This window comes from Variovorax davisae (assembly GCF_030316845.1).
In the GTDB taxonomy this organism is placed as follows: Bacteria; Pseudomonadota; Gammaproteobacteria; order Burkholderiales; family Burkholderiaceae_C; genus Variovorax; species Variovorax davisae.
Map to the genome: position 1 here is coordinate 150660 of NZ_JASZYS010000005.1, position 19248 is coordinate 169907.

Genomic DNA, 19248 nt, shown 5'->3' on the forward strand with positions numbered 1-19248 from the left:
GGAGGCGGGGAGCCGGGCAGAATTGTCCCATGTCCGCCCTGCCCAAGTCTCCGCCGCCCGAAAAGCCCGCCGCCGCGCCCGGCACCGGCCTGAGCGTGGTGCAGCGGGCGCTGCGCAAGCTCGGCCTGGTGCGCGACATCGACTTCGCCCTCTACCTGCCGATGCGCTACGAGGACGAGACCCGGATCGTCCGGCTGGCCGACGTGCGCGACGGCGAGGCCGCGCAGATCGAGGCCGTGGTCACCGACAGCGAGGTGGTGTTTCGCCCCCGCCGGCAGCTGATCGTGACCGTCGACGACGGCAGCGACACCTGCCAGCTGCGCTTCTTCAACTTCTACCCGTCGCAGCAGAAGCAGCTGGCGGTCGGCGCCCGGGTGCGGGTGCGCGGCGAGGTGCGCGGCGGCTTCCTCGGGCGCCAGATGATGCATCCGGCGGTCAAGGCCGCCGGCACCCAGCTGCCCGAGGCGCTGACGCCGGTCTATTCGACCATCGCCGGCCTGGCCCAGCCGGTGCTGCGGCGCGAGGTGCGCGCCGGGCTCGCGCGGGCCGTGCTCGACGAGACCCTGCCCGCGGGCGCCGCGCCGCATGGCGCCTGGGAGTTGCGCCGGGCGCTCAACTTCCTCCACTATCCGGCCCCGGACGTACCGATGGCCACGCTCGAGGACCACAGCCATCCGGCCTGGCAGAGGCTGAAGGCCGACGAGCTGCTGGCCCAGCAGCTGTCGCAGCTGCAGGCGCGGCGGGCCCGCGCGGCGCAGCGCGCGCCGGTGCTCGACGCGGCTGCCGCGGGCGCCGCCCTGCACACGGAACTGCTGGCCGCCTTGCCCTTCGCCCTCACCGGGGCGCAACAGCGGGTCGGCGTCGAGATCACCCGCGACCTCGGGCGCGCGCTGCCGATGCACCGGCTGCTGCAGGGCGACGTCGGTTCCGGCAAGACCGTGGTGGCGGCGCTGGCGGCGGCGCGCTGCATCGACGCCGGCCACCAGTGCGCGCTGATGGCGCCGACCGAGATCCTGGCGGCCCAGCACTTCGGCAAGCTGGTCGGCTGGCTCGATCCGCTGCTGGCCGAGCGTGGCCTGCGCGTGGCCTGGCTCACCGGCAGCCAGAAGAAGAAGGAGCGCGACCAGATGGCGGCCGCGGTCGAGAGCGGCGAGGCGGCGCTGGTGATCGGCACCCATGCCGTGATCTCCGAGAAGGTGCATTTCAGCAAGCTCGCGTTGGCGATCATCGACGAGCAGCACCGCTTCGGCGTGGCCCAGCGGCTGGCCCTGCGCGGCAAGGCCGTGGGCGAGCTCGAGCCCCATCTGCTGATGATGAGCGCGACCCCGATCCCGCGCACCTTGGCGATGAGCTACTACGCCGACCTCGACGTCTCGACCCTGGACGAACTGCCGCCCGGGCGCACGCCGATCGTCACCAAGCTGGTGGCCGAGCACCGCCGCGACGAGGTCATCGACCGCATCCAGGCCCAGTTGCAGCAGGGCCGGCAGGTCTACTGGGTCTGCCCGCTGATCGAGGAGAGCGAGGCGGTCGACCTGCGCAACGCCACCGAGACGCGCGACGAACTGGCCGGCGCGCTCGGCGAGCAGGTCGGCGTCGGCCTGCTGCATTCGCGCATGCCCACCGCCGAGAAGCAGGCCGTCATGGAGAGCTTCACGGCCAACCGGCTGCAGGTGCTGGTGAGCACCACGGTGATCGAAGTCGGGGTCGACGTGCCCAACGCCTCCCTGATGGTGATCGAGCATGCCGAGCGCTTCGGGCTCTCGCAGCTGCACCAGCTGCGCGGCCGGGTGGGGCGCGGCGCCGCCGCCTCGGCCTGCGTGCTGCTGTATGCGCCGAACGAGGGCGGCCGGGTCGGCGAGGCCGCGCGCGCGCGGCTCAAGGCGATGGCCGAAACCGCCGATGGCTTCGAGATCGCCCGCCGCGACCTCGAGATCCGCGGGCCGGGCGAGTTCCTAGGCGCCCGCCAGTCGGGGGCGCCGCTGCTGCGCTTCGCCGACCTCACGACCGATGTCATGCTGCTCGACTGGGCCCGCGAACTGGCGCCGCAGATGCTGGACCGCGACCCGGCGCTGGCCGAAAAGCACGTCGACCGCTGGCTCGGCAGCAAGGCCGAATACCTGAAAGCCTGACGGTCTGCGGCCGCACATGGCGCAGGCGATGCGCCCCTTGCGCATAATTGACGCAGACTATGACCCTCACTGAACTCAAGTACATCGTGGCCGTCGCCCGCGAGCGGCACTTCGGCAAGGCAGCCGAGGCCTGCTACGTCTCGCAGCCCACGCTGTCGGTCGCCATCAAGAAGCTCGAGGACGAGCTCGAGGTCAAGCTGTTCGAGCGCAGCGCCGGCGAAGTCACGGTGACGCCGCTGGGCGAGCAAATCGTGCAGCAGGCGCAGAGCGTGCTGGACCAGGCAGCGAGCATCAAGGAGATCGCCAAGCGCGGCAAGGACCCGCTGTCCGGCCCGCTGAACCTCGGCGTGATCTACACCATCGGCCCCTACCTGCTGCCCGACCTGGTGCGACAAAACATCGCCCGCACGCCGCAGATGCCGCTGGTGCTGCAGGAGAACTTCACGGCCAAGCTGCTCGAGATGCTGCGCGCCGGCGAGATCGACTGCGCGATCATGGCCGAGCCCTTTCCCGACACCGGCCTGGCCATGGCCGCGCTCTACGACGAGCCCTTCATGGCCGCCCTGCCGGCGCACCATCCGCTGGCCGAGCGCGAGTCGGTGAGCTCCGACGAGCTCAAGAAGGAGACCATGCTGCTGCTCGGCACCGGCCACTGCTTTCGCGACCACGTGCTCGAGGTCTGCCCCGAGTTCGCGCGCTTCTCGAGCAACGCGGAGGGCATCCGCAAGAGCTTCGAGGGCTCCTCGCTGGAGACCATCAAGCACATGGTCGCCTCGGGCATGGGCGTGACGCTGGTGCCGCGGCTGTCGGTGCCGGCCGAGGCCCTCAAGCCGCGCGGCAAGGGCCGCAAGGAGCCCGAGCAGATCGTGCGCTACCTGCCGGTGCGCGACACCCACGGCGGCGAGCCGCCGATGCGCCGCGTGGTGCTGGCCTGGCGGCGCAGCTTCACCCGCTACGAGGCGATCGCGGCGCTGCGCAATGCGATCTATGCCTGCGAGTTGCCGGGCGTCAAGCGCCTCTCCTGAGATAGAGTGCGGCTGTTGCGAAGCGGCCTCCGCTTGGCTCCCGCCCATCCTGCCGTCAAACTTCCTTTAGAAAGAACCTGTCGCCATGGCCAAAGTCATCAAGAAGCCGAAGTCGCCCGCCACCCCCGCACCGGCATCCTCCGCCGGCAAGGTGCCGAAAAAGGGCGGCGTCAAGGTCGCCGAGGAATCGGGCAGCCGCAATGCGCCGATCATCAACATCGGCATCGACCGCCAGGACCGCGCAGCCATCGCCGAGGGCCTGAGCCGGGTGCTGGCCGACACCTACACGCTGTACCTGACGACCCACAACTTCCACTGGAACGTGACCGGTCCGCACTTCAACTCGCTGCACGCGATGTTCATGACCCAGTACACCGAGCTGTGGGGCTCGACCGACGTCCTCGCCGAGCGCATCCGCGCGCTGGGCCACTACGCGCCGGGCTCCTATGCGGAGTTCAGCAAGATCGCCACCGTGCCCGACGTGCCGCAGACGCCGCCCAAGGCGATGGAGATGGTGCGCATCCTGGTCAAGGGCCACGAGACCGTGTCGCGGATCGCGCGCGAGTTCATTCCCGTGGCCGAGGAAGCGGGCGACGATCCGACCGCCGACATGCTGACCGCCCGCTGCACCGTGCACGACCAGACGGCCTGGATGCTGCGTTCGCTCCTTGAAGAATGATGCCCTGGCCGGGCCCGGTCAGGACGCCGGGCCGGCTGCCTCGACGCCCATGCCCGAGCCCCGCCGCGGACGCCTCGCGCTCTACCTGGACCTGATCCGCTGGAACCGCCCGGCCGGCTGGCTGCTGCTGCTCTGGCCGACGCTCGGCGCGCTCTGGTTCGCCGGCGGCGGCTGGCCGGGATGGCACCTGCTGGTGGTCTTCATCCTCGGCACCTTCCTGATGCGCAGCGCGGGCTGCTGCGTCAACGACGTTGCCGACCGCGAGTTCGACCGCCACGTCAAGCGCACCGCGCAGCGGCCGGTCACGAGCGGCGCGATCCCGGTGAAGGAGGCGCTGGCGCTGGGCGCAGCCTTGGCGCTGTGCGCCTTCGCCCTGGTGCTGACCACCAACCAGGCGACGGTGCTGTGGTCCTTCGTGGCGCTGGCCGTGACGCTGGCCTATCCCTACGCCAAGCGCTTCGTCTCGATCCCGCAGGCGGTGCTCGGCATCGCCTTCAGTTTCGGCATCCCGATGGCCTTCGCCGCGGTCCGGGGCGAGGTGCCGGCGATGGCCTGGTGGCTGCTCGCGGGCAACCTGTTCTGGGTGCTGGCCTACGACACCGAGTACGCGATGGTCGACCGCGACGACGACCTGCTGATCGGCATGAAGACCTCGGCGATCACCTTCGGGCGCTTCGACGTCCCGATCGTGATGGCCTGCTACCTGCTGTTCCTGGTGGTCTGGACCGCGATCGGCGCCGGCATGGGGCTGGGCCCGGTGTTCTACCTGGCGATCGCCGCGGCGGCGGCGCAGGCGCTGTGGCACTGGCGCCTGATCCGTGACCGGACGCGCGAAGGCTGCTTCAAGGCCTTCCGCCTCAACCACTGGCTGGGCTTCACGGTGTTCGTCGGCGTCGTGGCGGGCTACACCCTGCCTTGAAAGAAGAGGCCGCTCAGGCCTTGCCGAACTCGGCGCCCAGCTCGCGGGCGCGCTGGTGAGCGGCACGGGCGGCGGCCTTGATCTTGCCGGCGACGTCGGCATTTTCCATCGACGTGATCGCCGCGTAGGTGGTGCCGCCCTTGGAGGTCACGCGCTCGCGCAGCACCGCGGGCGGTTCGCTGGCGCTGGCGGCCAGCGCGGTGGCGCCGGAGAAGGTGCCGACCGCGAGCTGGTGGGCCTGCTCCGGCGGCAGGCCCAGCTCGATGCCGACCTCGGTCAGGGCCTCGATGAAATAGAACACGTAGGCCGGCCCGGAGCCGGAGATCGCGGTCACCGCGTCGAGCGCCTCCTCGGCGTCGACCCAGAGCAGTTCGCCGGTGGCGCCCAGCACCTGCTCCACCCGCTTGCGGCCTGCCGCGTCGACGGCTTCGCGCGCGAACAGCCCGGTCATGCCCTGGCCCACCAGGGCCGGCGTGTTGGGCATGGCGCGCACCACGCGTTCGGTGCCGAGCCAGCGCGCGATGCTGTCGGAGGGGATACCGGCGGCGACGCTCAGGTGCAGGGCGTCGGGTGCCAGGCCGCGGACCGGCTGGGCGGCCTCGGCGAAGCTCTGCGGCTTGACCGCCCAGACCACGATCTCGCAGCGCGCCAGGGCCGCGCCGGCCTCGGCCTGGGCGACGATGCCGAAGTCGCGCGCCAGCCGCTCGCGGGCCTCGGCGAAGGGCTCGACCACTTCGAAGGTGGCGGCGGGCGTGTCCTGCCGGATCAGCCCGGCGATGATCGCGCTGGCCATGTTGCCGCCGCCGATGAAGGCGATCGGGGGCAGGGGGGTCGGTTCCTGGCGGGGCAGGAAGGTGACTGCGATGTTCATGACTTGTCCGTGAATTCGAAGGCTGCGAACTGGGTGACCTGCAGCGGATTGAAATTGTCGTCGCTCACCGCCACCAGCATCCGGCGGCCGCCGGGCAGGTCGGGGCCCCAGCAGAGGCCCTCGGTGTTGTCCAGGCGCGCAAGCCCGAGCGCGGCGAAGTCCGCCACCAGCTTCTTCGGCGCCGGGCGGTGATTGTCGGCGCTCAGCGTGTCGAGGGCCAGGGTGTCGCTGGCGTCGCGGGTGTCGATCTCGTAGAGCCGCAGCGAATTGCCCGCCCCGAGCGCATAGGCGCGTTCCAGCACCAGCATCCGGTGCTCGTCGATCATCAGCACCTCGCTCACGCCGTTGTCGGCGTGGGTGCCCGGCAGCAGCGGGCGCAGCGGGACCGGGTCGGGCCGGTAGGCGATCTGGCGCGTGGCCTGTCCGCTGGCCAGGTCGACCCGGGTGAAGCGGCAGGGGCCGCCGGGCGCGCGCAGCGTGGGCGCCGGCCCGTCCTGGCGCAGCGCGTTCTCCATCGCCACCCAGGCGTGGCGGCCGTCCGGCGTCAGGGCCAGGCCCTCCAGGCCGAGGTTGTCCCGGGGGCCGCGCTGGCCGCTGCGGTCGGCCGCGAACATCGGTGGCAGCGCGATCTCCCGCACCAGCGCCCCGTCGCGCCGCGATTCGTAGAGCGCGGGGCCGAAGCCGCGGGAAAGGTCGCCTTCGCTGGTCCAGAGCAGCGTGCCCGTGTCGGGCCGCCAGCGGATGGCTTCGGGGTCGACCACCGGGATGGCGGGGGCGGCGGCGCGGCGGGCCGGCCAGGGGCTGCCGTCGGCCTGTCGCAGCCAAGTGACGCCGGTGGCCTGCGGCGGCTGGCGCCCCTGGACGTCCCAGCGCGCACTGTAGAAACGCGCCGGTGCGAAATCGGAGCGATCGTCGCTCAGGAGCAGGAATTCGCCCGTGGTGCCGTCGTAGTCGATACCGGACAGCCCGCCGACGGTGCTGCCCCGAGAGTCCATCCGGTGGGGCCAGCGCGCCTCGGCCAGCAGCCGCAACGGCTGATCCTCTCGGGCAGCGGGCCGTTCGGCCACCCCGCTGCGGCAGGCCGCCAGGCCGGCGGCGACCGCGCCCAGCAGCAGGCGGCGGCGGGAAAATCGCATCGAAGGTCGGGCTTGCACGCCGGGAGTCTACGGGCTCGCGCCCCCGTTGCAGGGGGGGGGGGTGTTGACGTGCCCGCGAGACTATGCAACAATCGCGGGCTTCGCTTTTAAAGGAATAACTTTAGGGGCGACGAGTGTTTCTGCAAATTTTGCAGTTTCAAGTTTCAGCCCAATGGAAGCGCGCCGGAGTGGTTTCGGTGTGTGGACGACGGGCCCAAGACTGACCGCAGCGCTGCCATTCGGGATTGTCCGAGCCAGCAAACGGTACAAGTTGGGAATATCACGACATGATCCAAACAGAATCTCGGCTCGATGTGGCCGACAACACGGGCGCGAAATCCGTCCTGTGTATCAAGGTGCTCGGCGGTTCCAAGCGGCGTTATGCCAGCGTGGGCGACGTCATCAAGGTCAGCATCAAGGAAGCTGCTCCGCGCGGTCGCGTCAAGAAGGGCGAGATCTACAGTGCAGTGGTGGTTCGCACCGCCAAGGGCATCCGTCGCGCCGACGGCTCGCTCGTCAAATTCGATGGCAACGCAGCCGTGTTGCTCAACGCCAAGCTGGAGCCCATCGGCACCCGCATCTTCGGACCGGTCACGCGCGAACTGCGCACCGAGAAGTTCATGAAGATCGTGTCGCTGGCACCCGAAGTTCTGTAAGGACAACAACGCCATGAACAAGATTCGCAAAGGCGACCAGGTCATCGTGTTGGCCGGGCGCGACAAGGGCAAGCGCGGCACTGTGTCGCTGCGCAAGGATGACTCCCATCTGGTCATCGACGGCATCAACCTCGTGAAGAAGCACACCAAGCCGAACCCCCTCAAGGGTACGACCGGTGGCATCGTCGAGAAGTCCATGCCGATTCATCAATCCAACGTGGCGATCTTCAATGCCGCGACCGGCAAGGCCGATCGCGTGGGCATCAAGGTCACGGACGGCAAGCGCGTGCGCGTCTTCAAGTCCAGCGGCGAAGAAATCAAGCTGGCCTAAGGAGCACTCACATGGCACGCCTCCAACAACACTATCGCGAAAAAGTCGCGAAAGACCTGACCGAAAAGTTCGGCTACACCTCGCCGATGCAGGTCCCGCGCCTGACCAAGATCACGCTCAACATGGGCGTGGGCGAAGCGGTCGCCGACAAGAAGGTGCTCGACAACGCCGTTGCCGACCTGACCAAGATCGCCGGCCAGAAGCCCGTGGTCACCAAGTCGAAGAAGGCCATCGCCGGTTTCAAGATCCGCGAAAACCAGCCCATCGGCTGCATGGTCACGCTGCGCGGCGTCCAGATGTACGAATTCCTCGATCGTTTCGTCACCGTGGCCCTGCCGCGCGTGCGTGACTTCCGCGGTATTTCGGGTCGTGCCTTCGACGGCCGCGGCAACTACAACATCGGCGTCAAAGAGCAGATCATTTTCCCCGAGATCGAATACGACAAGGTCGATGCCCTGCGCGGTCTCAATATCAGCATCACGACGACGGCCAAGACCGACGAAGAAGCCAAGGCGCTTCTCGCTGGTTTCCGTTTCCCGTTCAAGAACTGAGGCGACCTGTGGCTAAAGCATCTTTGATCCAACGCGAACTCAAGCGCGACAACCTGGTCGCCAAGTACGCCGCCAAGCACGCCGAACTCAAGGCGATCGCCAACGACTTCAAGAAGAGCGACGAAGAGCGCGCTGCTGCCCGCCTGGGCCTGCAGAAGCTGCCGCGCAACGCGAACCCCACGCGCCAGCGCAACCGTTGCGAAATCACCGGTCGTCCGCGTGGCACCTTCCGTCAATTCGGTCTGGGCCGCGCCAAGATCCGCGAACTGGCATTCAACGGCGACATCCCCGGTGTCACCAAGGCCAGCTGGTAAGCCAGGCAGGAGCAAACAACATGAGCATGAGTGATCCCATTGCCGACCTGCTGACGCGTATCCGTAACGCGCAGATGGTGGCGAAGCCCACTGTGTCGGTCCCGTCTTCCAAGGTGAAGACCGCGATCGCGCAAGTCCTGAAGGACGAAGGCTACATCGACGGCTTCCAAGTCAAGACCGAAGACGGCAAGTCCGAACTCGTCATCACGCTGAAGTACTACGCTGGCCGTCCGGTCATCGAGCGCATCGAGCGTGTGAGCCGCCCCGGCCTGCGTGTCTACAAGGCAGCGCAAGCCATTCCGCAAGTCCAGAACGGCCTCGGCGTCGCGATCGTCACGACCCCCCAGGGCGTGATGACCGACCGCAAGGCGCGCGCTACCGGTGTCGGTGGCGAAGTCCTGTGCTACGTCGCCTAACCGAGACATCGAGGAGTCACTGAAATGTCCCGAGTAGGAAAAATGCCGGTCGCCATCCCCGCAGGCGTGGATGTGTCGATCAAGGAAGACCAGATCAGCGTCAAGGGTTCGGGCGGTTCGCTCAGCCTGGCCCGCAACGCCCTGGTGAAGGTCGCCAACAACGACGGCAAGCTGAGCTTCGAGCCCGCCAACGATTCGCGTGAAGCGAATGCGCTGAGCGGCACGATCCGCCAGCTGGTGAACAACATGGTGGTCGGCGTGACCAAGGGCTTCGAGAAGAAGCTCAACCTGGTCGGCGTGGGCTTCAAGGCCGCGGCGCAAGGTTCCAAGCTGAACCTGCAGGTCGGTTACTCGCACCCGGTCAACAAGGACATGCCGCAAGGCATCACGGTGGCAACGCCGACCCCGACCGAAATCATCATCAAGGGTGCCGATCGCCAACGCGTCGGCCAGGTCGCCGCTGAGATTCGTGCCATTCGTCCGCCAGAGCCCTACAAGGGCAAGGGCATCCGTTATTCGGACGAGAAGATCACGATCAAAGAGACCAAGAAGAAATAAGGGGCAGCAAAATGATGTTGACCAAAAAAGCACAGCGCCTTCGCCGCTCGCGCCAGACCCGCATCCGCATTGCGACGCAAGGCGTGGCGCGCCTGACGGTGAACCGCACCAACCTGCACATCTACGCCACCGTCATCTCCGACGACGGCTCCAAGGTGATTGCCAGCGCATCGACGGCCGAAGCCGAAATGCGCGCATCGCTGGGCGCATCGGGCAAGGGTGCCACCGCCGCCGCGGCCACCGCCATCGGCAAGCGCATCGCTGAAAAGGCGAAGGCTGCCGGCGTCGAGAAGGTCGCCTTCGACCGCGCAGGTTTCGCCTACCACGGCCGCGTCAAGGCGCTGGCCGAAGCGGCCCGCGAAGCCGGCCTGCAGTTCTAACCGGACACGAGATTCAAAATGGCAAAGATTCAGGCAAGAACGCAGAACGAAGGCCCCGAGGACGGTCTGCGCGAGAAGATGATCGCGATCAACCGCGTCACCAAGGTGGTGAAGGGTGGTCGTATCCTCGGTTTCGCAGCACTCACCGTGGTCGGTGACGGCGACGGCCGCGTCGGCATGGGCAAGGGCAAGTCCAAGGAAGTGCCCGCTGCAGTGCAAAAGGCGATGGAAGAAGCCCGCCGCAACCTGGCCAAGATTTCGATCAAGAACGGCACGCTGCATCACCGCGTGACGGGCCACCACGGCGCCGCCTCGGTGGTCATGATCCCGGCGCCCAAGGGTACCGGCATCATCGCCGGCGGCCCGATGCGCGCCGTGTTCGAAGTCATGGGCATCACCGACATCGTGGCCAAGAGCCATGGTTCGTCGAACCCCTACAACATGGTCCGCGCCACCCTGGACGGCCTGAAGAATTCGACGACCGCGTCAGAAGTCGCTGCCAAGCGCGGCCTGACCGTCGAAGAACTCTTCGCCTGAGGAGCAGCAACATGACGCAACAACAAACCGTCAAGGTGCAACTGGTCAAGAGCCCGATCGGCACCAAGGAATCGCATCGCGCCACCGTGCGCGGCCTGGGCCTGCGCAAGCTCAACAGCGTGAGCGAGCTGCAGGACACGCCCGCAGTGCGCGGCATGATCAACAAGATCAGTTATCTGGTCAAAGTGCTCTAAGCGGCACCGAGAGAGACGCATATGGAACTCAATGGCATCAAGCCGGCCGACGGCGCCAAGCATGCAAAGCGCCGTGTCGGTCGCGGCATCGGCTCGGGCATCGGCAAGACCGCAGGTCGCGGTCACAAGGGTCAGAAGTCGCGTGCGGGCGGTTTCCACAAGGTGGGCTTCGAAGGCGGTCAAATGCCTCTGCAGCGCCGCCTGCCGAAGCGCGGCTTCAAGTCGCAACTGCTCAAGTACAACGCCGAAGTCACGCTGACCGCTCTCGAGCAGCTCGGCCTGGCCGAAGTGGACCTGCTGGCGCTCAAGCAAGCCGGTCTCGTGGGCCAGATCGCCAAGGTCGTCAAGGTCATCAAGACCGGTGAACTGACCAAGGCCGTCAAGCTGACGGGCATCGGCGCGACCGCCGGCGCCAAGGCCGCGATCGAAGCCGCCGGCGGCAGCATCGCCTGAACACCCTGGACTGAAAGAAGTTCTTCGTGGCAACCAACGCGGCAACGCTCGCAAAAACTGGCAAGTTCGGTGACCTCCGTCGCCGGCTCGTCTTTTTGCTGCTCGCGCTCGTGGTCTATCGCATCGGAGCTCACATTCCGGTGCCGGGCATCAACCCGGACCAACTGGCGCAGCTGTTCCAAGGTCAGCAGGGCGGCATCCTGAGCCTGTTCAACATGTTCTCGGGCGGTGCGCTGTCGCGCTTCACCGTGTTCGCGTTGGGCATCATGCCGTACATCTCCGCGTCGATCATCATGCAACTGATGACCTACGTGGTGCCGACCTTCGAGCAGCTGAAGAAGGAAGGCGAAGCCGGCCGGCGCAAGATCACGCAGTACACCCGCTACGGTGCCCTGGCACTGGCCCTGTTCCAGTCCTTCAGCATCGCTGTCGCGCTCGAGTCCTCGGCTGGCCTGGTCATCGCGCCCGGTTTCGGCTTCCGCATCACGGCCATGGTCAGCCTCACGGCCGGCTCGATGTTCCTGATGTGGCTCGGCGAGCAGATCACCGAGCGTGGCCTGGGCAACGGCATCTCGATCCTGATCTTCGCGGGTATCGCGGCGGGGCTTCCGAACGCCATCGGCGGTCTGGCTTCGCTCGTGACCACCGGTGCGATGAACCCGATCGTTGCGCTCTTCATCATCGCGGTGGTGGTCCTGGTGACCTACTTCGTGGTGTTCGTCGAACGCGGCCAGCGCAAGATCCTCGTGAACTATGCACGGCGCCAGGTCGGCAACAAGGTCTACGGCGGCCAGTCGTCGCACCTGCCGCTGAAGCTGAACATGGCCGGCGTGATCCCGCCGATCTTCGCTTCGTCGATCATCCTGCTGCCGACCACGGTGGTGGGCTGGTTCAGCACCGGCGAGAGCATGCGCTGGATCAAGGACATCGCGAGCGCGCTGCAGCCGGGGCAACCGATCTACGTGCTGCTGTACGCCACCGCGATCGTGTTCTTCTGCTTCTTCTACACGGCGCTGGTGTTCAACAGCCGCGAAACCGCCGACAACCTGAAGAAGAGCGGTGCGTTCATTCCAGGCATCCGCCCGGGTGACCAGACCGCACGCTATATCGACAAGATCCTGGTTCGACTGACGTTGGCCGGCGCGGTGTACATCACCTTCGTCTGCCTGCTGCCGGAGTTCCTGATCCTCAAGTACAACGTGCCGTTCTATTTCGGTGGCACGTCCTTGCTGATCATCGTGGTCGTGACGATGGACTTCATGGCCCAGGTGCAGAACTACATGATGTCGCAGCAGTACGAGTCGCTGCTGAAGAAAGCCAACTTCAAGACGTCGTAGCGATACGGGTCTTCGAGCGCAACGAATTTTCGGGCGAATGGTTCGCCGAGTTGAACAAGAGTTTTAGGAGAATGAAATGAGAGTTTCGGCTTCGGTCAAAACCATCTGCCGTAATTGCAAGATCATCCGCCGCAAGGGTGTGGTGCGTGTGATCTGTACCGACCCGCGCCACAAGCAGCGCCAGGGTTGATTGTTAGAGATTTAGAGGACGCACATGGCACGTATTGCTGGCATCAACATTCCGCCGCACAAGCACGCTGAAATCGGCCTGACCGCCATTTTCGGCATCGGTCGCACTCGCGCACGCAAGATCTGCGAAGCGAGCGGCATCGACTATGCGAAGAAGATCAAGGATCTGACCGACGCCGATCTCGAGAAGATCCGCGACCAGATCGCTCTCTTCACCATCGAAGGTGACCTGCGTCGCGAAACGACGATGAACATCAAGCGTTTGATGGACATCGGCTGCTATCGCGGCTTCCGTCACCGCCGCGGCCTGCCGATGCGCGGCCAGCGCACGCGCACCAATGCCCGTACCCGCAAGGGTCCGCGCAAGGCAGCGCAGTCCCTGAAGAAATAAGGATAGACCATGGCTAAAGCTCCTGCCAACAACGCGGCACAACGCGTTCGCAAGAAGGTTCGCAAGAACGTTGCCGACGGTATTGCACACGTGCACGCCTCGTTCAACAACACGATCATCACGATCACCGACCGCCAGGGCAACGCCCTGTCGTGGGCATCGTCGGGTGGTCAGGGCTTCAAGGGCTCGCGCAAGTCGACGCCGTTCGCAGCGCAGGTCGCTTCCGAAGTCGCCGGCCGCGCCGCGGTCGAGCAAGGCATCAAGAACCTCGACGTCGAGATCAAGGGCCCGGGCCCCGGTCGCGAATCGTCGGTGCGCGCACTGGCCGCGCTCGGCATCCGGATCAACTCCATTGCCGACGTGACCCCGGTGCCGCACAACGGCTGCCGTCCGCAGAAGCGCCGTCGCATCTAAGGCGACAGCGCCCGGCGCAGCCTGCTTCACGGCGGCTGCGCATTTTTTGTTTTTGTTGAAGCCCACCGCCGTCGGCACGCCGCCGATGGCTCCCGCAGTTCCGCTGCGGCAGATGACATAGAAGGAAATCACGTGGCACGCTACCTCGGCCCCAAGGCCAAACTCTCCCGCCGCGAAGGCACCGACCTGTTCCTCAAGAGCGCCCGCCGCTCGATCCAGGACAAGTCGAAGTTCGACTCCAAGCCCGGCCAGCACGGCCGCACCTCGGGCCAGCGCACCTCCGACTTCGGCCTGCAACTGCGTGAAAAGCAGAAGGTCAAGCGCATGTACGGCGTGCTCGAGAAGCAGTTCCGCCGCTACTTCGAAGAAGCCGATCGCCGCCGTGGCAACACCGGCGCGAACCTGCTGTTCATCCTCGAATCGCGCCTGGACAACGTGGTCTACCGCATGGGCTTCGGCTCGACGCGCGCCGAAGCACGCCAGCTGGTGTCGCACAAGGCGATCACGGTGAACGGCCAGTCGGTCAACATCCCGTCGTACCTGGTCAAGACCGGCGACGTGATCGCCGTCCGCGACAAGTCGAAGAAGCAGACCCGCGTGGCCGAAGCGCTGCAACTGGCCGCCCAAGTGGGCATGCCGGCCTGGGTCGAAGTCAACGCCGACAAGGCGGAAGGCACCTTCAAGAAGGTCCCCGATCGCGACGAATTCGCAGCCGACATCAACGAATCGCTGATCGTCGAACTGTACTCGCGATAACGGACGATAACGTGCCGCTGACGCGGCCCGTACTTTTGATTTTTTGTTCCCGCCGGGATTCACTCCCGCCGGGCGCTTCACCAGCCTTACCGGTGTAACGAGCCGGGGGTATTGAGAGGAAGTCTGCATGCAAACAACCCTGCTGAAACCCAAGACCATCCAGGTCGAGCAACTCGCGCCCAACAAGGCGAAGGTCACGCTCGAGCCGTTCGAGCGCGGCTACGGCCACACGCTCGGCAATGCACTGCGCCGCGTCCTGCTGTCGTCCATGGTCGGCTATTCGGCCACCGAAGTCACGATCGCCGGCGTGCTGCACGAGTACTCGTCGATCGATGGCGTGCAGGAAGACGTCGTCAACATCCTGTTGAACCTCAAGGGCGTGGTGTTCAAGCTCCACAACCGCGATGAAGTCACGCTGAGCCTGCGCAAGGACGGCGAAGGCCCGGTCACCGCTTCGGACATCCAGACGCCGCACGACGTCGAGATCATCAACCCGGACCACGTGATCGCCCACCTGTCGCAAGGAGGCAAGCTCGACATGCAGATCAAGGTCGAGAAGGGCCGCGGCTACGTGCCCGGCACGATGCGCCGCTACGCCGACGAGCCGACCAAGTCGATCGGCCGGATCGTGCTGGACGCTTCGTTCTCGCCGGTCAAGCGCGTGAGCTACACGGTCGAAAGCGCCCGTGTCGAACAGCGCACCGACCTCGACAAGCTGCTGGTCGAAATCGAGACCAACGGTGCGATCACCGCCGAAGACGCGGTCCGCGCCTCGGCCAAGATCCTGGTGGAGCAACTGGCTGTGTTCGCCCAGCTCGAAGGCGGCGAACTCGCTGCATTCGATGCGCCGGCACCGCGCAGCGCCCAGCAGTTCGACCCGATCCTGCTGCGCCCGGTCGACGAGCTCGAACTCACGGTGCGTTCGGCCAACTGCCTGAAGGCCGAAAACATCTACTACATCGGTGACCTGATCCAGCGCACCGAGAACGAGCTGCTCAAGACCCCGAACCTGGGTCGCAAGTCGCTCAACGAAATCAAGGAAGTGCTCGCCTCGCGCGGCCTGACCTTGGGCATGAAGCTCGAGAGCTGGCCGCCGGCCGGTCTCGATAAGCGATAATTCGAAGTTGGCCCTGAAGAAGAGGGCCAGTGCACCGGGCAGTACCTGATACGGCTGCCTGTTTTTATAAAGTAAAGGAAAGCACCATGCGTCACGGACACGGACTCCGCAAACTCAACCGCACCAGCTCGCACCGCCTCGCGATGCTGCAGAACATGATGAACTCGCTCATCGAGCACGAGGCCATCAAGACCACGGTCCCCAAGGCCAAGGAACTGCGCCGCGTCATCGAGCCGATGATCACGCTCGCCAAGAAGCCGACCGTCGCCAACAAGCGCCTCGCCTTCGACCGCCTGCGCGACCGCGACATGGTCGTCAAGCTGTTCGGCGAACTCGGCCCGCGCTACCAGGCACGTCCTGGCGGCTACACGCGCATCCTGAAAATGGGTTTCCGCGTCGGCGACAACGCGCCCATGGCGCTGGTCGAACTGGTCGATCGCCCCGAAGTGACAGAAACTTCGGACGATTCGCAAAACGCCGCAGAATAGTATATAATTCCATCTTGCCGCGCGATGGAGCAGCCTGGTAGCTCGTTGGGCTCATAACCCAAAGGTCGCAAGTTCAAATCTTGCTCGCGCAACCAAATTCCCGACAACCCCCAAAAGGTTGTCGACGAAGCAAAAAAGCCCACTTTCGAGTGGGCTTTTTTGTTTTTGGCGTTTTCAGATGGCCACTGCCGTGGCCACGGGTCAGTCAGGCAATACGGCCGTCACCTCGATCTCGACTTTGGCCCGCGCCTCGACCAGCTTGGCCACCTGGACGCAGGTCATCGCCGGGAAATTGCGGCCCATGGCCTCGCGGTACACCGGGCCCAGTTCGCCCAGGCGGCTGTTGTACTCGTCGCGGTCGGTGATGTACCAGGTCATGCGCACCATGTGCTCCGGGCCCGCGCCGGCTTCGCGCAGCACCTCGACGATATTGCGCAGCGCCTGGCCGGTCTGGGCGATGAAATCGTCGGTCTCGAATTGCTGCTGCGAATTCCAGCCGATCTGTCCGCCGACGAAGATTTGCGTGCCGCGGGCGGCGATGCCGTTGGCATAGCCCTTGGGGGGCAGCCAGCCTGGAGGTTGAAGGTGCTTGATCATGTCAGTTGCCTCAATTTGAATCTCTGGAGTTTTCCGGTCTCGGTGCGCGGCAGGTTGGCCACGAAGGTGATTTCACGCGGGTATTTGTACGGTGCGATGGTGGCCTTGACGTGCTCCTGCAGCGCCTTGGTCAGGGCCGCGTCGCCCGTGTGCCCGGGCTTGAGCACGCAGAACGCCTTGACGATCATGCCGCGCTCGTCGTCGGGCTTGCCGATCACGCCGCACTCGGCGACCGCCGGGTGCTTCAGCAGCGCGTCTTCGACTTCCGGGCCGCCGACGTTGTAGCCGGCGGTGACGATCATGTCGTCGGCGCGCGACTGGTAGAAGAAATAGCCGTCCTCGTCCTCGACGAAGGCATCGCCGGGGTAGTTCCAGCCGTCGCGCACATAGTCCGCCTGGCGCGGGTCGTCGAGGTAGCGGCAGCCGACCGGACCGATGATGGCCAGCTTGCCGACCGTGCCGCGGGGCACTTCGCGCCCTTCGTCGTCGACGATCCGGGCCGTGAAGCCCGGCACGGCCTTGCCGACCGCGCCGCGCCGGACCTGGTCGCCAGCGGCCGAGATGTAGATGTGGAACACCTCGGTGCCGCCGATGCCGTCGAGCATCTCGAGGCCGGTGGCCTGCTTCCACAGCTGGCGGGTGGCGTCGGGCAGGGCCTCGCCGGCGCTCACGCTGATGCGCAGGCTGGGCACGCCCGCGGCCTTGGCGAAGGCGGCCATCTGGCGATAGAAGGTGGGCGCCGTGTAGCAGATGGTGGCGCCGACCGCGCGGATCACCTCGACCATGTTCTCGGGCGTGTAGCCCTTGTCGTGGAAGTACACCGAGGCGCCGGCCCACATCGGAAACACCAGCAGGCCGCCGAGCCCGAAGGTGAAGGCCAGCGGCGGCGAACCGATCACGATGTCGTCGCTGCGCGCCTTCAGCACGTGGCGCGGCCAGGTCTGGCACATCGCCAGCACGTCGCGGTGGGTCGTGACCGGGGCCTTGGGCTTGCCGGTGGTGCCCGAGGTGAAGGCCAGCAGGGCGATGTCGTCGGCCGCCGTCGGGCAGGCCTGGAAGACGCCGCTCTTGGCGGCCGCGCGGATGGTCAGGGAGTCGGGGGCGTCGAGCTGGTTGAAGGCGACGATCGTGCGCAGCACCGGATGCGCCCGCTGCGCGGCCTCCAGCTCGTCGAGCAGCTTGCCCTCGCACAGCGCGACCGTGGGCTGCGCCTTGTCGATGATCTCGCCGAGCTCCTTGGCGCGCAAGAGCGGCATGGTCGCGACCGCGATCATGCCGGCCTTGACCACGGCCAGCCAGGCCAGCGCCATCGGGATCGAATTGCCGCCGCGCAGCAGCACCCGGTTGCCCGGCACCAGGCCGAGGTCCTCGGTCAGCACCTGGGCGATCCGGTTGACCTCGAGCGCCGACTCGGCATAGCTGAGCGTGCGCCCCGGGGAACGCAGCATCGGCCGGTCGGCGAAGCCCCGGTCGAGCGCCTTGTCGAGCAGTTCCTCGACCAGGTTGAGCTGGTCGGGCAACTGCAGTTCGGGCAGGTCGTAGCGGAAAACCGGCAGCTGATCCGCCGGCGGCAGGCGGTCATGCACGAAACGATCGGTCTGCGCGCTGGAGCTCATGGGTTCCTCAGAACGGCCTTGCCGATGATCAGTTGCTGGACTTCGGTCGCGCCTTCGTAGATGCGCAGCGAACGGATGTCGCGGTAGAGGCTTTCGACCTTGGTCCCGACCTTGACGCCGAGGCCGCCGTGCATCTGCAGCGCCATGTCGATCACCCGGCTGGCGTTCTCGGTGGCGCACATCTTGGCCATCGCGGCGGCGGCCGTGAGGTCGCCGGCTGCGGGGGCGCCGCGGCGCTCGCTGTCGTCGCGCATCCAGGCCGCGCGGTAGGTGAGCAGCGCGGCGCCGTCGATCAACGCCGCCATCTCGCCGAGCTTGGCCTGGGTAAGCTGGAAGTCGGCCAGGGTCTGGCCGAACATCTTGCGCTTCTTGGCGTGCTGGATGGCCTCGGACAAGGCCCGCCGCGCCATGCCGAGCGCCGCCCCCGCCACCGAGGCGCGGAAGATGTCGAGCGTGCGCATCGCGAGCTTGAAGCCGCCGTGGAGCTCGCCCAGCTGGGCCGTGCGCGGCACCGTGCAGCCGTCGAAGCGCAGGGTCGCGAGCGGATGCGGCGCCATCACGTCGATGTGGGCCGAGGTGTCGAGGCCGGGCGTGCTGGCGTCGACGATGAAGGCCGTGATGCCGCGCGAGCCGGCGGCCGGATCGGTCTTGGCGAAGACGCAGTAGAAGTCGGCGATGCCGCCGTTGCTGATCCAGGTCTTCTGGCCCGTGAGGCGCCAGCCGTCGGCCGTCGGCTCTGCGCGCATCGCCATGGCACCGACGTCGGAGCCGGCCTCGGGCTCGCTGAGGGCGAAGGCGGCGATCTTGTCGCCGCGTCCGACCGGCGCCAGGTAGTCGGCCTGCTGCGCGGCGCTGCCGGCGAGCGTGATGGCGCCGCTGCCCAGGCCCTGCATCGCGAAGGCGAAATCGGCCAGCGGCGAGTGGAAGGCCAGCGTCTCGCGCAGCAGCACCAGGGCGCGCGAGTCGAGGCGCTCCAGCGCGCCGCCGGAAGAGGCCGGCACGCAGTAGCGCAGCCAGCCGCCGTCGCCCAGGCGCCTGACCCAGTCGCGGCAGGCGGCGCGGTCGTCGCGCTCGTCCACCGCCTGGGCCGCGGCCCAGGGCAGCAGGTCGCGGGCGAGGGCCCGGTGCGCCTCGTCGAAGAAGGGCAGCGCGAGATGCGCCGTCGAGGGGTCTACAGCGGATGCGGCCATG

26 protein-coding genes and 1 tRNA gene are annotated in these 19248 nt (G+C 66.6%); 22 read left to right on the forward strand and 5 right to left on the reverse strand.

Annotated elements, in window-relative coordinates:
- Positions 1 to 29 precede the first annotated feature (29 nt).
- The 4 genes from recG to ubiA all read left to right on the forward strand — a co-directional run bounded on the left by recG (position 30) and on the right by ubiA (position 4755).
- On the forward strand, positions 30 to 2132 hold the full coding sequence (gene recG / locus QTI33_RS13475) for an ATP-dependent DNA helicase RecG (RefSeq protein ID WP_286506508.1): 2103 nt from the start codon (positions 30 to 32) through the stop codon (positions 2130 to 2132).
- Between the two features lie 59 nt (positions 2133 to 2191).
- Entirely contained in the window at positions 2192 to 3157 is a 966-nt protein-coding gene (locus QTI33_RS13480; protein ID WP_286506509.1) for a LysR substrate-binding domain-containing protein, read from the forward strand.
- Between the two features lie 85 nt (positions 3158 to 3242).
- On the forward strand, positions 3243 to 3836 hold the full coding sequence (locus QTI33_RS13485; RefSeq protein ID WP_286506510.1) for a Dps family protein: 594 nt from the start codon (positions 3243 to 3245) through the stop codon (positions 3834 to 3836).
- A 49-nt stretch (positions 3837 to 3885) separates the two neighbouring features.
- Complete coding sequence (ubiA, locus tag QTI33_RS13490; protein ID WP_286506511.1) at positions 3886 to 4755, forward strand: 4-hydroxybenzoate octaprenyltransferase; 870 nt, start codon at positions 3886 to 3888, stop codon at positions 4753 to 4755.
- Between the two features lie 13 nt (positions 4756 to 4768).
- Here the strand turns inward: ubiA and proC are convergent, their stop codons facing one another.
- Positions 4769 to 5626, reverse strand: a complete 858-nt coding sequence (proC, locus tag QTI33_RS13495; protein WP_286506513.1) for a pyrroline-5-carboxylate reductase — start codon at positions 5624 to 5626, stop codon at positions 4769 to 4771.
- Positions 5623 to 6762: an esterase-like activity of phytase family protein gene (locus QTI33_RS13500; RefSeq protein WP_286506514.1), complete on the reverse strand. Its 1140-nt coding sequence runs from the start codon at positions 6760 to 6762 to the stop codon at positions 5623 to 5625. Before QTI33_RS13500 ends, proC begins: the two co-directional genes overlap by 4 nt.
- A gap of 287 nt (positions 6763 to 7049) precedes the next feature.
- On the opposite strand from QTI33_RS13500, the gene rplN reads away from it, so the two are divergent.
- The 18 genes from rplN to QTI33_RS13590 all read left to right on the forward strand — a co-directional run bounded on the left by rplN (position 7050) and on the right by QTI33_RS13590 (position 15939).
- A complete protein-coding gene (gene rplN, locus QTI33_RS13505) occupies positions 7050 to 7418 on the forward strand; it encodes a 50S ribosomal protein L14 (RefSeq protein WP_068674584.1) in 369 nt (122 codons plus the stop codon).
- Positions 7419 to 7431: 13 nt separating this feature from the next.
- A complete protein-coding gene (gene rplX, locus QTI33_RS13510) occupies positions 7432 to 7749 on the forward strand; it encodes a 50S ribosomal protein L24 (RefSeq protein ID WP_286371086.1) in 318 nt (105 codons plus the stop codon).
- Positions 7750 to 7760: 11 nt separating this feature from the next.
- Positions 7761 to 8300, forward strand: coding sequence for a 50S ribosomal protein L5 (rplE, locus tag QTI33_RS13515; protein ID WP_028250827.1), 540 nt, complete (start codon positions 7761 to 7763; stop codon positions 8298 to 8300).
- Positions 8301 to 8308: 8 nt separating this feature from the next.
- On the forward strand, positions 8309 to 8614 hold the full coding sequence (rpsN, locus tag QTI33_RS13520) for a 30S ribosomal protein S14 (protein WP_286371088.1): 306 nt from the start codon (positions 8309 to 8311) through the stop codon (positions 8612 to 8614).
- A gap of 20 nt (positions 8615 to 8634) precedes the next feature.
- A complete protein-coding gene (gene rpsH / locus QTI33_RS13525; RefSeq protein WP_286506516.1) occupies positions 8635 to 9030 on the forward strand; it encodes a 30S ribosomal protein S8 in 396 nt (131 codons plus the stop codon).
- A gap of 24 nt (positions 9031 to 9054) precedes the next feature.
- On the forward strand, positions 9055 to 9588 hold the full coding sequence (gene rplF, locus QTI33_RS13530) for a 50S ribosomal protein L6 (protein WP_286506518.1): 534 nt from the start codon (positions 9055 to 9057) through the stop codon (positions 9586 to 9588).
- 14 nt (positions 9589 to 9602) lie between these two features.
- Positions 9603 to 9968 carry a 50S ribosomal protein L18 gene (rplR, locus tag QTI33_RS13535; protein ID WP_286506847.1) on the forward strand — a complete coding sequence of 122 codons (366 nt, stop codon included), beginning with the start codon at positions 9603 to 9605 and terminating at the stop codon, positions 9966 to 9968.
- 18 nt (positions 9969 to 9986) lie between these two features.
- The gene (gene rpsE / locus QTI33_RS13540; RefSeq protein WP_028250822.1) at positions 9987 to 10505 is read left to right on the forward strand and encodes a 30S ribosomal protein S5; all 519 of its coding nucleotides are present in this window, start codon (positions 9987 to 9989) and stop codon (positions 10503 to 10505) included.
- A gap of 11 nt (positions 10506 to 10516) precedes the next feature.
- Positions 10517 to 10699 (forward strand): 50S ribosomal protein L30, encoded by a 183-nt coding sequence (gene rpmD / locus QTI33_RS13545; RefSeq protein WP_286371091.1) that lies wholly within the window; start codon positions 10517 to 10519, stop codon positions 10697 to 10699.
- A 21-nt stretch (positions 10700 to 10720) separates the two neighbouring features.
- On the forward strand, positions 10721 to 11152 hold the full coding sequence (gene rplO / locus QTI33_RS13550) for a 50S ribosomal protein L15 (protein WP_286506519.1): 432 nt from the start codon (positions 10721 to 10723) through the stop codon (positions 11150 to 11152).
- 26 nt (positions 11153 to 11178) lie between these two features.
- On the forward strand, positions 11179 to 12489 hold the full coding sequence (gene secY, locus QTI33_RS13555; protein ID WP_286506520.1) for a preprotein translocase subunit SecY: 1311 nt from the start codon (positions 11179 to 11181) through the stop codon (positions 12487 to 12489).
- Positions 12490 to 12565: 76 nt separating this feature from the next.
- Positions 12566 to 12679 (forward strand): 50S ribosomal protein L36, encoded by a 114-nt coding sequence (gene rpmJ, locus QTI33_RS13560; RefSeq protein WP_038201958.1) that lies wholly within the window; start codon positions 12566 to 12568, stop codon positions 12677 to 12679.
- Between the two features lie 24 nt (positions 12680 to 12703).
- Positions 12704 to 13069 carry a 30S ribosomal protein S13 gene (rpsM, locus tag QTI33_RS13565; RefSeq protein WP_286371094.1) on the forward strand — a complete coding sequence of 122 codons (366 nt, stop codon included), beginning with the start codon at positions 12704 to 12706 and terminating at the stop codon, positions 13067 to 13069.
- Between the two features lie 9 nt (positions 13070 to 13078).
- Positions 13079 to 13483 (forward strand): 30S ribosomal protein S11, encoded by a 405-nt coding sequence (rpsK, locus tag QTI33_RS13570; protein ID WP_009124825.1) that lies wholly within the window; start codon positions 13079 to 13081, stop codon positions 13481 to 13483.
- 132 nt (positions 13484 to 13615) lie between these two features.
- Entirely contained in the window at positions 13616 to 14239 is a 624-nt protein-coding gene (gene rpsD, locus QTI33_RS13575; RefSeq protein ID WP_286371095.1) for a 30S ribosomal protein S4, read from the forward strand.
- Positions 14240 to 14366: 127 nt separating this feature from the next.
- On the forward strand, positions 14367 to 15356 hold the full coding sequence (locus QTI33_RS13580) for a DNA-directed RNA polymerase subunit alpha (protein WP_093382585.1): 990 nt from the start codon (positions 14367 to 14369) through the stop codon (positions 15354 to 15356).
- Between the two features lie 86 nt (positions 15357 to 15442).
- The gene (rplQ, locus tag QTI33_RS13585) at positions 15443 to 15844 is read left to right on the forward strand and encodes a 50S ribosomal protein L17 (protein ID WP_286506848.1); all 402 of its coding nucleotides are present in this window, start codon (positions 15443 to 15445) and stop codon (positions 15842 to 15844) included.
- Positions 15845 to 15862: 18 nt separating this feature from the next.
- A tRNA-Met gene (locus tag QTI33_RS13590) sits at positions 15863 to 15939 on the forward strand.
- A gap of 106 nt (positions 15940 to 16045) precedes the next feature.
- On the opposite strand, the gene QTI33_RS13595 is transcribed toward QTI33_RS13590, so the two are convergent.
- From QTI33_RS13595 to QTI33_RS13605, 3 genes are read right to left on the reverse strand one after another with little or no spacing between them, the layout of a single operon-like run.
- Entirely contained in the window at positions 16046 to 16441 is a 396-nt protein-coding gene (locus tag QTI33_RS13595; protein WP_286506521.1) for a RidA family protein, read from the reverse strand.
- A complete protein-coding gene (locus QTI33_RS13600; RefSeq protein ID WP_286506522.1) occupies positions 16438 to 18057 on the reverse strand; it encodes an AMP-binding protein in 1620 nt (539 codons plus the stop codon). The genes QTI33_RS13595 and QTI33_RS13600 overlap by 4 nt, the downstream gene beginning before the upstream one ends.
- Complete coding sequence (locus QTI33_RS13605; RefSeq protein WP_286506523.1) at positions 18054 to 19247, reverse strand: acyl-CoA dehydrogenase family protein; 1194 nt, start codon at positions 19245 to 19247, stop codon at positions 18054 to 18056. The genes QTI33_RS13600 and QTI33_RS13605 overlap by 4 nt, the downstream gene beginning before the upstream one ends.
- Position 19248 lies beyond the last annotated feature (1 nt).

Coding starts and splice junctions, on each gene's coding strand:
- rpmD (WP_286371091.1), top strand. CDS start 10,517: ATGACGCAACAACAAACCGTCAAGGTGCAACTGGTCAAGAGCCCGATC.
- rplE (WP_028250827.1), top strand. CDS start 7,761: ATGGCACGCCTCCAACAACACTATCGCGAAAAAGTCGCGAAAGACCTG.
- QTI33_RS13500 (WP_286506514.1), bottom strand. CDS start 6,762: ATGCGATTTTCCCGCCGCCGCCTGCTGCTGGGCGCGGTCGCCGCCGGC.
- rpsM (WP_286371094.1), top strand. CDS start 12,704: ATGGCACGTATTGCTGGCATCAACATTCCGCCGCACAAGCACGCTGAA.
- rplN (WP_068674584.1), top strand. CDS start 7,050: ATGATCCAAACAGAATCTCGGCTCGATGTGGCCGACAACACGGGCGCG.
- rpmJ (WP_038201958.1), top strand. CDS start 12,566: ATGAGAGTTTCGGCTTCGGTCAAAACCATCTGCCGTAATTGCAAGATC.
- proC (WP_286506513.1), bottom strand. CDS start 5,626: ATGAACATCGCAGTCACCTTCCTGCCCCGCCAGGAACCGACCCCCCTG.
- rplR (WP_286506847.1), top strand. CDS start 9,603: ATGTTGACCAAAAAAGCACAGCGCCTTCGCCGCTCGCGCCAGACCCGC.
- QTI33_RS13580 (WP_093382585.1), top strand. CDS start 14,367: ATGCAAACAACCCTGCTGAAACCCAAGACCATCCAGGTCGAGCAACTC.
- rplO (WP_286506519.1), top strand. CDS start 10,721: ATGGAACTCAATGGCATCAAGCCGGCCGACGGCGCCAAGCATGCAAAG.
- rpsH (WP_286506516.1), top strand. CDS start 8,635: ATGAGCATGAGTGATCCCATTGCCGACCTGCTGACGCGTATCCGTAAC.
- rplQ (WP_286506848.1), top strand. CDS start 15,443: ATGCGTCACGGACACGGACTCCGCAAACTCAACCGCACCAGCTCGCAC.
- ubiA (WP_286506511.1), top strand. CDS start 3,886: ATGCCCGAGCCCCGCCGCGGACGCCTCGCGCTCTACCTGGACCTGATC.
- QTI33_RS13595 (WP_286506521.1), bottom strand. CDS start 16,441: ATGATCAAGCACCTTCAACCTCCAGGCTGGCTGCCCCCCAAGGGCTAT.
- rpsK (WP_009124825.1), top strand. CDS start 13,079: ATGGCTAAAGCTCCTGCCAACAACGCGGCACAACGCGTTCGCAAGAAG.
- recG (WP_286506508.1), top strand. CDS start 30: ATGTCCGCCCTGCCCAAGTCTCCGCCGCCCGAAAAGCCCGCCGCCGCG.
- QTI33_RS13600 (WP_286506522.1), bottom strand. CDS start 18,057: ATGAGCTCCAGCGCGCAGACCGATCGTTTCGTGCATGACCGCCTGCCG.
- rpsE (WP_028250822.1), top strand. CDS start 9,987: ATGGCAAAGATTCAGGCAAGAACGCAGAACGAAGGCCCCGAGGACGGT.
- QTI33_RS13605 (WP_286506523.1), bottom strand. CDS start 19,247: ATGGCCGCATCCGCTGTAGACCCCTCGACGGCGCATCTCGCGCTGCCC.
- QTI33_RS13485 (WP_286506510.1), top strand. CDS start 3,243: ATGGCCAAAGTCATCAAGAAGCCGAAGTCGCCCGCCACCCCCGCACCG.
- rplF (WP_286506518.1), top strand. CDS start 9,055: ATGTCCCGAGTAGGAAAAATGCCGGTCGCCATCCCCGCAGGCGTGGAT.
- QTI33_RS13480 (WP_286506509.1), top strand. CDS start 2,192: ATGACCCTCACTGAACTCAAGTACATCGTGGCCGTCGCCCGCGAGCGG.
- rplX (WP_286371086.1), top strand. CDS start 7,432: ATGAACAAGATTCGCAAAGGCGACCAGGTCATCGTGTTGGCCGGGCGC.